The organism is Novosphingobium sp. BL-52-GroH, from assembly GCF_044813085.1.
Classification (GTDB): domain Bacteria; phylum Pseudomonadota; class Alphaproteobacteria; order Sphingomonadales; family Sphingomonadaceae; genus Novosphingobium.
On the sequence record NZ_CP171149.1, the window covers coordinates 977,759 to 991,722 of the forward strand.

The following is a 13,964-nucleotide window of genomic DNA, read 5'->3' on the forward strand; positions in this document are numbered from 1 at the left end:
AAGGCGTAATAGCGCGTAGCCAGCAGCGAGGGCTGCGGCGCAATCCATAGTCCGGGTCAGTCCCCGAGCCGCTCGGCATGCCAGGCGATGTGCTCGGGCATGAAAGTGGAGATGAAGTAGTAGGAGTGGTCGTAGCCCTCCTGCATGCGGATCGTCGCCGGCTGGCCTGCCCGCGTGCAGGCATCGACCAGCAGCGAAGTCTTGAGCTGGCTTTCGAGGAAACCATCCGCCGTACCTTGGTCGACCAGTAGGTCGGGCAGGCGCGCGCCGTCGTCGATCAGCGCGCAAGCGTCGTATTCGCGCCAGGTCGAACGGTCAGCGCCGATGTAACCGGTCAGCGCCTTTTCACCCCAGGCGCAGTTCAACGGCGAGACGATCGGCGAGAACGCGCTGGCCGAACGGAAACGGTCCGGATTGCGCAAGGCGATCGTGAGCGCTCCATGCCCGCCCATCGAGTGTCCGGTGATCCCCTGCCGCGCCATGTCGGCGGGGAACTGTGCCGCGATCAGCGCCGGCAGTTCGGTCTCGATGTAGGAGCGCATGCGGAAATGCTGCGCCCAGGGAGCCTGCGTCGCATCGACGTAGAAGCCCGCGCCCTTGCCGAAGTCGAAGGCTTCGTCGTCCGGTACGTCGTCGCCGCGCGGGGAAGTGTCCGGCGCGATCAGGATCACGCCATGCTGCGCACAGGCCTGGCGAAACTCGCCCTTTTCCGTGACGTTCGCGTGCGTGCAGGTCAGGCCCGAAAGATACCACAGCACCGGCAGCTTCGCGCCCGGTCGGTGAGGCGGCACGAAGACGGAGAAGGTCATCTCCGTCCCCGTTTCGGCACTGTGGTGGCGATAGACGCCTTGGGTGCCACCGTGGCTGTGGTTGGTGCTTACAATTTCCATACTGGCTCCGTTCGGTCGAGACACATCCTGGGGCCGTGTCTCGACTTGGCTCGACACGAACGGGAGAGGTCAGGTCAGGTCAGGTCAGAACACTACGACCGAGCGGATCGATTCGCCCGAGTGCATCAGGTCGAAGCCCTTGTTGATCTCCTCCAGCGTGAGGACGTGGGTAATCATCGGATCGATCTGGATCTTGCCGTTCATGTACCAATCGACGATCTTGGGCACGTCGGTGCGGCCCTTGGCGCCGCCAAAGGCCGTACCGCGCCAGTTGCGTCCTGTGACGAGCTGGAACGGCCGGGTGGAGATTTCCTTGCCCGCCTCGGCCACGCCGATCACGATCGAAGTGCCCCAGCCGCGGTGGCAGGCTTCGAGCGCCGTACGCATCACTTCGGTGTTGCCGGTGCAGTCGAAGGTGTAGTCGGCGCCGCCGTCGGTCAGGGCGAGGATTTCGGCGATCACCTCCTCCCGGCTCTTGCCCTTGGCGTCGATGAAGGCATTCATGCCGAAGCGGCGGCCCCACTCCTCGCGGTCGGGGTTGAGGTCGACGCCGACGATCAGGCCGGCACCCGCCAGCTTCGCGCCCTGGATGACGTTGAGGCCAATCCCGCCCAGCCCGAAGACAACGACGTTGTCGCCTACCTGGACCTTTGCGGTGTTCACCACCGCGCCCACGCCCGTGGTGACGCCGCAGCCCACGTAGCACGAAGTCTGGAACGGTGCGTCGCTGCGGATCTTCGCGACGGCGATCTCGGGCAGGACGATGAAGTTCGAGAAGGTCGAGCAGCCCATGTAATGGAAGATCTGCTTGCCCTTGTAGCTGAAGCGGCTGGTGCCGTCGGGCATCAGACCCTGGCCTTGCGTCGCGCGGATCGCGGTGCACAAGTTGGTCTTGCCCGAAAGGCACGACTTACACTGGCGGCATTCCGGCGTGTAGAGCGGAATGACGTGGTCGTCGGGCGCCACGCTGGTGACGCCGGGCCCGACCTCGCGCACGATGCCCGCACCTTCGTGGCCGAGGATGGAGGGGAACAGACCTTCGCTGTCGAGGCCGTCGAGCGTGTAGGCGTCGGTGTGGCAGATGCCGGTAGCCATGATCTCGACCAGGACTTCACCTGCCTTCGGCCCTTCGAGGTCGACTTCGACGATCTCGAGCGGCTTCTTGGCTTCGAAGGCAACGGCGGCGCGGGTCTTCATGCGGATGTCTCCTGTCTACGCCGGTCGTTCTAACGGCAAGGCTGCGCGGCGTTAATGGGGTTGTCGACAAAAACGGGGTTTATCCCACATATTTACGATTATCGATGAATGTGGGATAAGGGGCCATGACCCGCATCCGGCCCTTCAGCGACGAACAATCCCGGCTGCTCGTCAACTTGCGCCAGCGCTACGAAGTCTGGATAGACGCCGAACGCGAGCTGGCAGCCCTGCCCTACGACTTGCGGCGCAAGGCCGTGAATGGGCACGAGTACCTCTACCGCATCTTCGACCGGGGCGGCAACGGTCGCAGTCTCGGCCCGATGACGCCGGAACTGGAACTCCAGCTCTTAACCTACCGCGCGGACAAGGAAGCACTGAAGGAACGGATCAGGGGCCTGCGCCCGGCACTGGCCGAGAGCGCCGCGCTCTATCGCGCGCTGCGCCTGCCGTTGCTCTCGGCGGACGCAGGGCCGATCCTGCGCGAATGCGACCGGCGCGCGCTGCTGGGCTCGCACCTGCTGGTGATCGGCACCAATGCCATCGCCGCCTACATGGCCGAGGCGAACGGGCGGATCGACCTGCCGGACGAAACCGAGGACTTCGATCTTGCCTGGATCGCACAGGAAGCCGACGACGACGGGCGCCACGTGTGGGACATGCTCAAGGCGGTCGACGCCACGTTCACGATCAACGCCGAGCGTGATTTCCAGGCGCGCAACGCACGGGCCTACGAGGTCGAGCTGCTGGTCGCTCCCTCGCGCGCGGCAACGCTGGGCGGTCGCGACCAGCCGCGCCCGGTGCCGCTACCCGAGCAGGAATGGCTGCTGCTGGGCCGGGCGGTGGACCACGTCATCGGCTGCCGCGACGGGTCGCCCGCGCGCATCGTCGCGCCGGACCCGCGCTGGTTCGCGCTTCACAAGTTGTGGATGGCGGCGCAGGCCAAGCGCAATCCGCTCAAGCGGCCCAAGGACCGGCTGCAGGGCATGGCGCTGCTCGACGCCGTGGCGCAGGCCATGCCCCACTATCCGCTCGACGATGCATTCGCGCACCAGATGCCGGGCGAACTGCTCCCTCATTTCGAGGAGTGGCGCGACCAGGCTGCAAGCCCGGCCGCGACCGACTGGTAGCCCGGCAAAGCCAGGCCCGGGCGATCCCGCCGCACGTTCCAGGCGCCGTGACCGGCGGCGGCGCCCCCCGGTCACTTTCGCATTCAGCGCGAGCCGAATGCGTAGCGCACGTTGATGCCGAACTCGCGCGGAGCCGAACTCGTGACGGCAGTGTAGGTGCTGGTGTAGGTCGTCGCCGCGAAGCCGGCGGCGGCGTTGCGGTACGACGTGAACAGCGGATCGCTGCGGGTCAGCGTCTTGGTCGTGTCGAACAGGTTCTTGGCGAAAAGCGAGACTTCCCACGCGCCCTTGGGATCGCGAATGCCGGTGTAGAGGTTGACCAGACCGTAGGAGCCGATGTTGTCGTAGATGTTGTTCGGATCGACGCGCGAAGTTCCCGCGAAGTTGAACAGGCCGCGCACATAGGCATCGGTATGGTCGCTCAGTGCGAACCTGTATTCGCTGGTCAGCGTGGCGCTGAACGGCGACTGGAAACCCGAACGTTGCGAGACGGCGCAGGCGGCCAGGTTGTCGGTCCCTGTCGCCGCCTGAAGCTGGGCGAGCGTCGGCGCATTGGTGGTGGCGTCGGGGATGCCGTCGCCGTTGAGATCGTTGCACGGAATGATGCCGTTCTTGATCTTGCCCATCGAGTAGCTGGCGACCGCGCTGACGCTCCAGCCCTGCATCACGTCGAAGGAAACGTCACCCTCGATGCCGTTCACCTCGACCGGCACGGCACCGACGAAATTGAACTGCGAGACGACCGGGTTGGCCAGATTGGTGTAGTCCACGAAGTATACGCCGCGGCCGCCGGTGCGGTACGGATAGTTCTTGAACTTCTGGTGATAGCCGGTGAGGTTGGCGCGAAGCTTGCCCCCCAGCAGCGTGCTCTTGAGACCGATCTCGTAGGACTTCGAGGTTTCCGCCGGCAGGTTGATGAAGCTGCTCTCCAGTGCCGACTGGTTCTGGCTGAAGTCACCGACGACGTTGATGCCGGGCCGCCACGAACTGCCGGTGCTGGCATAGACCATGAAATCGGGCGTGAAGTTGTGCTTCACCGATGCCGAATAGATCCACTTCTTGGCATCCTGTCCCTGCGTATCGGTCAGCGCACCGTTGACGTAGAGCGCATTCACCGACTTGTAGGAAATGTGCCGCACGCCGCCCGAGACTTCGGTGCTGTCGCCGAGATGGGCCGTGAGGTTGCCGAACATGGATTTCTCGCGGCTGCTGCCGACGCGATCCACCGCCGTCTGTACGACCGTGGCGATCTGGCCGGTGTTCGCGCTCGTCGGGAAGCCGATGATCGTGGGGCGCGTGAGTTCGGTCGGCTGGCTGGTCTTGTAGTCGAAGTATCCGACCACATAGTCGAAGATGTCGGCGATCCTCGCATCGTTCTGCAGGCGGATTTCGTGCGACCACCAGCTCGGGTGCGAATACGTGAACTGGTTGACGTCGCCCGGGAAGAAGTTGCCGAAGTCCTGGTTCTCGGGCGCGCTGATCTTCTGGGTATTGTGCTGGCCCTGATAGATCAACACCTGGCCCATCGCCGATGCTTCGGCACGCCAGTTGAAGATTTCGTAGACCTGGTGGATCTCACGCGCCGATTCCTGGATCGAGCGACGGTCGGACGTGTCGATGGTGACAGGGCTTGCGGCGGCATCCGGATTGCCTTCGCTGAACGAGGCGACCTGGTCGTACGTGAAGGCCCGGCGGTCCATGTACTGGTAGAGACCTTCCAGCTTCAGCCAGTCGGTCGGCTGGACCAGCGCAGACACGCGGCCGCTCTTGGTGCGCGAGAAGGGATCGCGGCCGGCAGTGATCGGACGCACGCGGTCGCCCTCGTTCTCGTCCCAGACGCCGGCGACGCGGATTGCAGCCACGCCCTCGATCACGGGCAGGTTGAGGCCGCCCTTGAAGTTGAGCGTGCCAATGTCGTTGGCGGTCATGTCGGCGAAGCCGCCGATCTCGTAGAGATTGGGCTTCTTGGCACCGATCGTGATCGAACCCGACGGCGCCGCGCGGCCGCGCAGAGTGCCCTGCGGCCCCCGCTGCACTTCGATCTGGCCGATGTCATACATCTGCTGGAGGATGGCACCCGCCGTGATCGGCGCATCGTTGAAGTAGAATTCGACCGTCGGGTTGCTGCCGCTGGCGGTGATGTCGAAGTTGACGCCGCGCAGGCGTGCGTTACCGCCGGTGCCGTTGGCCTCCGTGGTCAACTGCAGACCGGGAACGACGGTCGAGACTTCCTTGAAGTCCCGCAAGTTGAGCTTGGCGACGTCGTCCGCGGTCACGGTGTCGATTACGGCGGGCACGTCCTGCACCGCCTCGTCGCGGCGGCGGGCCTGGACGATGATGACGTTGCCGACGGCGGCTTCCTCTTCCGCAGCGGGTGCCGTGCCTTGCGCCAGCGCGGGCGCCGAAAGACCGGCCAGGCTGGCCGAGCACAGCAAAACGGACGAAAATAGCCTCATAACATCTCTTCCCTATTCATTGGTCTTACCGCTCCGGTTGAAACACTGCCGCGAACCGGCTCGGAGCCGGCATCCTCGGTAGCGCCGCGACCGAAGATTTTCCTCGCCGGCCGGCCGAAACGATGCGAACGGGGCCTTGTGTCCCACACCTGTCCGGCCAATTGCGACGATCGTCAGCCTTGCAATCGACCGGCGGACCATACGGGCGGGGACGCGGGGAATGAAGCGGCACGCGCCAACATCCCTATGGCGATCAATGGTACACGCTGCCTTCGCCGTGGCGATTTGTCGGCCTTTCGGATTTCATTGCCCAACGGACATGGCACCCGTGACACTTTGCCGGGGCCCGGAAATCAGGGGTTTTTGCGCTCCCGACAGCGTCAGTCGCACGAGGCAAAAAATGATCCCGATTGGTTTTACCAATATTGGCTACAAGACAAAGGATCTCGAATCGCTCCGTTTGGCCGGCCAGACGAGGTCCCTCCCCATCAACGGGCTCGATAGGCGCCACCACCTTCGCGGCAGAGTCTCACCCATGACACTTTGCCGCCGGTTAAGTGTCATTGCTGACAAAGCGAAAGGCCGCCCGGAAGGGGGATTCTCACGATTCCGTTTATGTGCTCTATTTTCTCTCGCTATGTTCCACGACACGCCCCCTATCCCGCCCAGCGGCCAGGCCAGCGACATGGCGGAGCTTCTCGACCGGGTCGCCCACACCAGCACGCGCCCGCGCTATGCCTTCATGGTACTCAGCCTGATCGCCGAGATCGCCCGTCCGGACGGGAGCGCCGGGCCTTTCGTGATGCGGAACGGGCGCGCCACGTTGCTGCGCGACTGGCTGTGCGATGCGCTGGCGCCGATGGGCGCGCGCGATCCCAAGCGGCTCATGCTGGCGGAAAAGGTCCGTGCCGAAGTGCTCGTCTCGAGCGAGGCACCGGCGGAACCGCAGGCGGTGGAAGCGGCGATCGCCGCAGAAGTACACGAACGCATCCGCAAGTCGGGCAAGACGAACCTGAGCCGCGCGGTGTCCGAGCTTGTCCATGCGGGCCTCATCCGCCGCCATTATCAAGGATTCCGGGTAGACCACCAAAATCGCGGGGCAGGCCGCCATGTCGTCTATGCGCTGGTGGGCCGGGCGCGCTGCCTGATGGGGCGATCGTCGCCCTCCCCTCTCCTGCCGGTAGCGACTGACCGACGGCAGGGCGAATTGCGCCTGAATTGACCGGCTAAGTCCTCCCTGCCACGGGCAACAACAGCCCTACCGCGTGCGCGCCACCGGGACCGTCGGCAAACCTCCGCCAAGCGCCCGCACGAGTTCCACGCTCGCTTGCATCCGCTGGGTCTGTACCGAAAGATAGGCGCGCTGCGCTTCAAGCGCGTCGGTCTGTGCCGTCACCACGTCGAGATAGCCCGAAGCGCCGTCGCGGTAGCGCGACATCGCGATCTCGCTTGTGCGCTGCGCGGCATCGGCCGCTTCCTTCTGCGCCACCGAAGCGTCGGACAGGTGATGGATCGCCGCGATCGAATCCTCGACCTGGCGGAACGCTCCCAGCACCGTACCGCGATAGTCGGCCGCGACTTCCTCGTACTGCGCGCGTGAGATCTTCACTTGCGCGGCGCGCCGGCCGCCGTCGAAGATCGTCAGCAGGCTGGTGAGCGGGCCCAGGGCCCAGAACGTGTTGGGCGTGGTCAACAAGCTGCCGCCGGTGGTCTCCCACCCCCCCGTCGCGCCCAGCGTGAGCGAGGGGAAGAACGCCGCACGCGCCACCCCGATGCCCGCGTTGGCGGCGAAGACACGGCGCTCGGCCGCGGCGATGTCGGGCCGGCGCTGCAGCAGTTCGGACGGTGTCGAGGCCGGCACCGCCGGCGGATCGAGCGGCCTGACGTCGGCGGGCAACGAGAAGTCGGTCGCCAGTTCGCCGACCAGTGCGGCGATCTCGTGCTCGGTCGCCGCGCGCTGGTTGGCGACGGTGGCGACTTGCGCGCGGGCATTGCCGAGCACCGTCCGCGCGCGGTTGACGTCGATGCCGGAGGCGATGCCGCCGCTGCGCCGCTTGGCCGTGAGGTCGTAGGCCCGCGCGAACGCATCGACGGACCTGTCGAGCAATTGCGCCTGCGCATCGAAGCCACGCAGGCGGAAATAGGCATCGGCCACCGAGGCCTGCAGGCTGAGCTGCGCCGAGGCGAGGTCGGCCCTGCTGGCCTGGGCCTCGGCCTGCGATGCCTTGACCTGATTGCGGATGCGTCCCCACAGGTCGAGTTCATAGGCGATCGAGCCACCGACGACATAATCGTCGTACTTGCGGGCAGTGCCGGTGCTCAGCGGCCGGCCGCGGGAGAGACGCTCGCGCGAGACGTCGCCGCTCACGCCCACTTCGGGATAGAGATCAGCCTCGTTAACCCGGGCCGCCGCACGGGCCGCATCGTAGCGGGCCAGCGCCGCGGCAAGCGTCGGGCTGGCGGCGGCGGCGCGCTGCTCGAGGTCGGCCAGCACCGGATCGTCGAAAGCCGACCACCACGCACCGCGGGCCTCATCGTCGCGCGGGGTCGCCCCGGTCCAGCCGGCCACTTCCTTGAACTGCGCCGGGGCCGCCGTCTGCGGCGGCTTGTAGTCGGGGGCCATCGAACAGGCAGCGAGCGACAAGGCCGCCGCCGCCGCCGACAACGCGGCGATGTGCCTAGCCATTGGGCTTGGCTCCCTTTTCGGGCGCGGCGATCTGTACCCGATCGCCGGTCGCGATCGAATCCGGCGGGGAGTCGATCACCTTGTCACCGGGCTTGACGCCGACCGAGACGAGCACGCTCTTGCCCTCGTCGCGGGCGATGGTGACGCGACGCAGCGTCACGCGGCCATCGCCACCGACCACCGCAACGCTCGGCCCGTCCTCGGCGGAAAGGATCGCACTTCCGGGCAGGCGCAGGCCCGTCCCTGCACCGTCGATCGGGAATTTGACGTGGGCATAGGCGCCGGGCTTGAGCGCGCCCTCGCCATTGTCGGCCTGGAGTTCGACCAGCATCGCGCCGGACTGCGCGTCGACCGAGTTGGCGCTGCGCGTCAGGGAGGCGGTGAAGCTGCGGCCGGGAAACTCGGGCAGGCTCAGGGTCGCCTGCATGCCGGGCCGCACTTGCGAGGAATAGACCTGCGGCACCCGCACGTAGATCCGCATGCGGTGCACGTCGGACACCGTGAACAGGGGCTGCGTAGCCGCGTTGCCGGCGACGACGAGAGCGCCGATCTGCGCCGACCGGCTGGTCACGACACCGCTGAACGGCGCCGCCAGCCGGGTGAAGCCCTGCTTGGCATTGAGCTCGCGCACACTGGCGAGCGAGGCATTGGCAAGCGCGGTCTTGGCAGCGAGATCGCCGGCCTTCTCGTCCGCTTCCTGCTGCGAGACGGCATCCTGCGCAAGCATCGACTGCCAGCGGCGCGACGTCGTCGCGGCAAGCCGCTGGTTGGCGAGCGCGGTCTGGTAGTCCGCCCGTGCCTGCGCGAGCTGCTGGTCGATTTCCGGCGCATCGAGGATCGCGAGCGTCTGCCCGGCCTGCACGCGGTCGCCGATGTCGGCGAGCCAGCGGCGCACATAGCCGTTGGTCCGCGCGTTGATCGCCGCGCTGTTATAGGCCTGGATGGAGCCGGGAAGCACCAGCCCTTCCCCGCCCTCGCCACTGGTCGGGGACACGACCGTCACGGTCGGCACCGAGGCCTTCGCCGCGACTTGCTCGAGGTCGCTGGTGGCATTGATCCGGGAAGCGATGCCGAACCCGACAAGGGCCACGGCGACGACGGCGGCGCCGATGCCGACCCGCTTGAGGGTACGGCCGTCGGGGCCGGTGTTCTGGGTGATTTCAGGTTCAAGCATGGCTGGGCTGCATTTCCACAGGAGAGGTCTGCTCGGCACCGCGGGTGCGGCGGCGATGGACGAAGCTGAACACGACGGGGACGAAGAACAAGGTGGCGATGGTCGCGCAGATGAGGCCGCCGATCACCGCACGGCCGAGCGGTGCGTTCTGCTCGCCGCCCTCGCCCAGCCCGAAGGCCATCGGCGCCATGCCGATAATCATGGCCAGCGCGGTCATCAGCACCGGGCGGAAGCGGACGAGCCCGGCCTGGATCGCGGCATGGATCGCATCCCCGCTCTCGGCCAACTGTTCGCGCGCGAAGTTGACGACGAGGATCGAGTTCGCCGTCGCCACGCCCATGCACATGATCGCGCCGGTCAGCGCGGGCACCGACAGGGTGGTGCCCGTGGCGAACAGCATCCACACGATGCCGGCGAGTGCAGCAGGCAGTGCGGTGATGATGACGAAGGGATCGACCCAGCTCTGGAAGTTCACGACGATCAGCAGGTAGATCAGGAAGATCGCACCCAGCAGACCGAACCCGAGGCCCGAGAAAGCTGTCGTCATGGTCTGGTACTGGCCGCGGATCGTCACGCTCGCGCCCTTGGGCTGCTCCTTCTCGAGCGACTGGATCGCCTTCTGGACGTCCGCCGCGACTCCTCCGAGATCACGCCCCTGGGTGGTCGCATAGACGTCTATCACCGGCTGGATGTTGTAGTGCGAGGAAACCGGCGTCGTGCTCGATCGCGTCAGCGAAGCCAGCGCGCCCAGCGGCTGGGTCGGGATGCCCGCCGCACCCGAGACGGGAATGTCCGACAGCGCGTTCATCGATCCGACCTGGTATTCGGGCGCCTGCGCCACGACCGGGTAGGACACGCCGTTGTCGGGGTTCACGAAGAACACCGGCGCAGTCTGCGCAGTGCCGGCCAGCGAACTGGCGAGGCTGGTCGTCACGTCCTTTTCGCTCAGGCCGTACTGGCCGATACGCGAGCGGTCGACTTCCACGTCGAGCTGCGGGGCATGGGCAGGCTGCTGTAGGCGCAAGTCGGCAAGGCCCGGGATCTTCGCCAGCTTCGCCATGAGCTTGTGGGCGTAGACGCGCGAGGCGACGACGTCCCGGCCCGCGATCTGCACGTCGATCGGAGAAGGGGAGCCGAAGTTCAGGATCTGGCTGGTGATGTCGGCCGGGAGGAAGGCGAAGGTCACCCCGGGGAAACGCCGCGGCAACTGCTCGCGCAGCGCGGCGACGTAGGCTTCCGTGGGCTCGTGGCCTTCCTTGAGGGAGATCAGCACGTCGCCGTCCTGCGGGCCGATGGTCCCGCTGTTGTTGTAGATCGTGTTGATCGCGCTGACCGGCAGGCCGATGTTGTCGGTGATCGTCTCGAGCTGTTCGGCAGGGATGATCTCGTGCACCGCCGCGGTGATCTTCTCGAAGCCCGCTGCCGAACTTTCGATGCGCGTGCCCGAAGGCATGCGCACATGCATCGCGATCTGTCCGGAATCGACCGAAGGGAAGAAGTTGCTTCCCAGGAACGGCAGCAGCCCGAACGACACCACGACCACGGCCATGAAGCCGATCATGAAGCCACGCCGTGCATCGAGCGCGCGCCGGAGCATGCCGATGTAGCCTGCGCGCAGCTTCTCGAACCGCGTCTCGAAGCCCCGCTGGAAGCGGACGAGCGGGTTGCGCGAGGCGGGCGTGCCGGCATTGTGGCCGTTCTCGCCATGCGGCTGATGCGGCCGCAACAGGTACATCGCCATGGTCGGCACCAGGGTGCGCGACAGGATGAACGAGGCGATCATCGCGAAGACCACCGACAGCGCCATGGGCACGAAGAGATAGCCGGCGACACCGGGCAGGAAGAACATCGGCACGAAGACGATGCAGATGCACAGCAGCGACACGAAGGCCGGCGTCACAATCTGGGCGGCGCCGTCGAGGATCGATTCGACCACGCCCTTGCCTTGCTCGAGGTGCCAGTTGATGTTCTCTATCGTCACCGTCGCGTCGTCGACCAGGATGCCGACTGCGAGCGCGAGGCCGCCCAGCGTCATGACGTTGAGCGTCTGCCCGAACAGTGCCAGCGCAGCGATGGCCGCGAGCACCGCCAGAGGGATCGACAGCGCGATGATGACCGTCGAACGCCAGGAACCGAGGAACAGCAGGATCATCAGCGAGGTCAGCGCCGCGGCAATCGCGCCTTCGTGGATGACGCCGCTGACAGCCGCCTTAACGAACAGCGACTGGTCGCCCACCCTGAGGATCTTGAGCGATTCCGGCAGTGTTTCCTGGATGCCCGGAAGCGCGTCCTTCACCCCGTTGACGACGGCCAGCGTGGACGCGGCGCCGTTCTTGAAGACGGTCAGCAACACCGAGCGCCCTCCGTCGACGTGGACGACGTTTTGCTGCTGGGCGTTGCCGTCGCGTACGTAGGCGACATCGCGCATGTAGATCGTAGCGCCGTTGACGACCTTGACCGGCAGTTCGTTGAGCGCCTCGATGGAAGCGGGCGAGTTGTTCAGTCGCACGCTGTACTGCGTGGCACCGATCTTCACGAAGCCGGCCGGATTGATCTGGTTCTGCGCCGCGATCGCATTGCCCACGTCCTGCGCCGAGAGCCCCCTCGCCTGCAATGCCTGTGGATTCAGGTCGATCTGAACCTGCCGCTGCTTGCCGCCCGAGGGGTAAGGCATGGCGAGGCCCGGGACGGTGACGAGCTTGGGCCGGATCTGGTTCTGGCCGAGGTCGAAGAGCTGCTTTTCGGACAATCCCTTGCCGGACATCGCCAGCTGCAGGATCGGCACGGTCGAAGCGGAGTAGTTTATGATGAGCGGCGGCGAGGCGCCGGGAGGGAGCTGCCGCAGGATCGTCTGCGAGATCGAGGTTACCTGCGCGGTGGCGGTACGGATGTCGACGCTGGGCTGGAAGTAGATCTTGACGATGCCGAAGCCCTGGTACGACTGGCTTTCGATATGCTCGATATCGTTCACGGTCGTCGTCAGCACGCGTTCGAAGGGCGTGACCATGCGGTCCGTCATATCCTGCGGCGGCAGACCGGCATATTGCCAGGCGACCGCGATGACCGGAACCTTGATCTCCGGGAAGATGTCCACGGGGGTCCGGAACGCCGCAAGGATGCCACCCACACCGATCAGGATGGCCATGACGATGAACGTCAGCGGGCGGTTGAGGGCGACTTTGACGATACCGATCATCGACTTCTCCGTTCGCCGAACGAGACGGACCTGCCCGCGCCGAACGACCCCTTTATCGCAATCCTCTCATGATCCCCGCCCCTGCCCGGCCGCATCGTAGTGGCCATCGAGGAGGCCGGGCTGACGTGCCCGGATACGGGAAAACTGAATGACGCCCCGGTCGCCCGCTTCTTGATGAGTCGGTTCTGGCCGGTCGCGCCGCGGGGGAATCCCCGTTCGGGGCCGATGGGCGCTTCAATCTTTCCTGTCCAATATATAAAGAGGCTCAATCCATATGCCAAACCTCTTGATTGACGAGCACCGAGACCATGGAACTACGGCACCTGCGCTATTTCGTCTGCGTCGCCGAGGAACTGCATTTCGGCAATGCCGCACAGCGCCTCGGAATCTCGCAACCACCGCTCAGCCAGCAGATCCGCGCGCTTGAGGAGGAACTGGGCGTGCGCCTGCTCGACCGCACCAGCCGGCGTGTCCAGTTGACGGAGGCCGGCCGGCAGTTCCTGCCCCACGCCCAGGAGACGCTGGCCCAGGCCGATCGCGCCGCACGGGTCGCCCGCCTCGCCCATAGCGGCGAGGTCGGACGCCTGAGCCTCGGGCTTTCACCCTCCGTACCGTTCATTGCGCAAGTGATGGACACCCTTGCGCGCTACAGGCAGTCGTTTCCGCAAGTCAGCGTGGAACTCAACGAGCTTCCCCGGGACGATCAGATCGCCGGCGTCGAGCGCGGCACCCTCGATATCGGTATCGTGCGCGCGTTCTCGTCGCTGGAGATGCCGTCCCAGATCCGGTCTCTCAACCTGCAGCGCGAAGGCATGGTCCTGGCAATGCGACGCGATCACCCCCTGGCAAGCCTGGAGCGGGCGCTGTTCCTCGCCGACCTGGAGGGTGAACCGCTGGTCCTGTTCGGTTCGATGAACGGTGCGGGCTTCAACGACATGCTGATGGCCCATTGCGAAATCCAGGGCTTCAAGCCGAATGTGACGCTGGAAGCCGGCAGCTTCGGCACACTGGTCGGCCTGACGGCAGCAGGACTTGGCGTGACGATCCTGTCCCGCTCGCTGGCCCGCTTCAACGTCGATACGCTGGTCTTCCGGCACATCGAAATGCCGTTCTCGAGCCAGCTGGTGATGTTTCACTTGCGCGATGCTTCGCCTGCGACGCTCAATTTCCGCAAGCTGGTCGATCAGCGCGTCAATTGGGGCGCCTCGTACCGCTCCTGACGTCGTCCGCCCAGCCCT

9 protein-coding genes are annotated in these 13,964 nt (G+C 65.8%); 3 read left to right on the forward strand and 6 right to left on the reverse strand.

The genetic code is table 11. The features are described from left to right. Positions 1-56: 56 nt before the first annotated feature. Together fghA and ACFFDA_RS04260 are read right to left on the reverse strand one after the other, a co-directional pair. Positions 57-890 carry an S-formylglutathione hydrolase gene (gene fghA / locus ACFFDA_RS04255; protein WP_404476328.1) on the reverse strand — a complete coding sequence of 278 codons (834 nt, stop codon included), beginning with the start codon at positions 888-890 and terminating at the stop codon, positions 57-59. An 84-nt stretch (positions 891-974) separates the two neighbouring features. Continuing rightward, positions 975-2,087: an S-(hydroxymethyl)glutathione dehydrogenase/class III alcohol dehydrogenase gene (locus ACFFDA_RS04260; RefSeq protein ID WP_404476329.1), complete on the reverse strand. Its 1,113-nt coding sequence runs from the start codon at positions 2,085-2,087 to the stop codon at positions 975-977. Between the two features lie 125 nt (positions 2,088-2,212). Between ACFFDA_RS04260 and ACFFDA_RS04265 the strand changes: the two genes are divergently transcribed. Next, a complete protein-coding gene (locus tag ACFFDA_RS04265; RefSeq protein WP_404476331.1) occupies positions 2,213-3,214 on the forward strand; it encodes a GSU2403 family nucleotidyltransferase fold protein in 1,002 nt (333 codons plus the stop codon). Between the two features lie 83 nt (positions 3,215-3,297). Here ACFFDA_RS04265 and ACFFDA_RS04270 read toward each other — a convergent pair whose 3' ends face one another. Further along, entirely contained in the window at positions 3,298-5,670 is a 2,373-nt protein-coding gene (locus ACFFDA_RS04270; RefSeq protein WP_404476334.1) for a TonB-dependent receptor, read from the reverse strand. A 685-nt stretch (positions 5,671-6,355) separates the two neighbouring features. Between ACFFDA_RS04270 and ACFFDA_RS04275 the strand changes: the two genes are divergently transcribed. Further along, positions 6,356-6,892 (forward strand): hypothetical protein, encoded by a 537-nt coding sequence (locus tag ACFFDA_RS04275; RefSeq protein ID WP_404476336.1) that lies wholly within the window; start codon positions 6,356-6,358, stop codon positions 6,890-6,892. 36 nt (positions 6,893-6,928) lie between these two features. Here the strand turns inward: ACFFDA_RS04275 and ACFFDA_RS04280 are convergent, their stop codons facing one another. Genes ACFFDA_RS04280 through ACFFDA_RS04290 form a run of 3 tightly spaced genes read right to left on the reverse strand, consistent with a single transcriptional unit; the run spans position 6,929 to position 12,726 of the window. Further along, positions 6,929-8,356 carry an efflux transporter outer membrane subunit gene (locus ACFFDA_RS04280; protein WP_404476338.1) on the reverse strand — a complete coding sequence of 476 codons (1,428 nt, stop codon included), beginning with the start codon at positions 8,354-8,356 and terminating at the stop codon, positions 6,929-6,931. Further along, complete coding sequence (locus ACFFDA_RS04285) at positions 8,349-9,530, reverse strand: efflux RND transporter periplasmic adaptor subunit (RefSeq protein ID WP_404476341.1); 1,182 nt, start codon at positions 9,528-9,530, stop codon at positions 8,349-8,351. Before ACFFDA_RS04285 ends, ACFFDA_RS04280 begins: the two co-directional genes overlap by 8 nt. Next, positions 9,523-12,726: an efflux RND transporter permease subunit gene (locus ACFFDA_RS04290; protein ID WP_404476343.1), complete on the reverse strand. Its 3,204-nt coding sequence runs from the start codon at positions 12,724-12,726 to the stop codon at positions 9,523-9,525. Before ACFFDA_RS04290 ends, ACFFDA_RS04285 begins: the two co-directional genes overlap by 8 nt. Positions 12,727-13,034: 308 nt before the next feature. On the opposite strand from ACFFDA_RS04290, the gene ACFFDA_RS04295 reads away from it, so the two are divergent. Continuing rightward, positions 13,035-13,946 (forward strand): LysR substrate-binding domain-containing protein, encoded by a 912-nt coding sequence (locus ACFFDA_RS04295; protein WP_404476345.1) that lies wholly within the window; start codon positions 13,035-13,037, stop codon positions 13,944-13,946. Positions 13,947-13,964 lie beyond the last annotated feature (18 nt).